1 protein-coding gene is annotated in these 340 nt (G+C 60.0%); it reads left to right on the forward strand.

The features are described from left to right. Positions 1-340: hypothetical protein (locus JIN85_RS22635; protein ID WP_200274560.1), on the forward strand; the 340-nt coding region annotated here is incomplete at both ends.

Raw genomic sequence — 340 nt, forward strand, 5'->3', positions numbered from 1 at the left:
GTGTGTTCGAACAATTGGAACCACGGCTTGCGCTGATTGTGCCGCAGGTTTGCGAACGGATTCGCGGCCGCATCATGGCCAATCCCCGGGTTCATACCTTGGGACCAGAGGGCACGATTCCGGCGTTCATGATCTTTTCCGCCGTGGTCATCGCCAAGGCCGCGCTGATTGCAATTCCTCCACTCGAGGACGGCGAAACCGGACCACGTCAACGCCAGCTGAACCAAGCCGAAACGGAACTCCGATCGCTTTCCGGGATGGACCCGAAAGCCTTCGCGATTGCGGAACCGCCGTCCGCCAGCAGCTCGGTTCGTTACGGCGGGCAACCCTTACTCGATTT

Source organism: Luteolibacter pohnpeiensis, assembly GCF_016595435.1.
In the GTDB taxonomy this organism is placed as follows: domain Bacteria; phylum Verrucomicrobiota; class Verrucomicrobiia; order Verrucomicrobiales; family Akkermansiaceae; genus Luteolibacter; species Luteolibacter pohnpeiensis.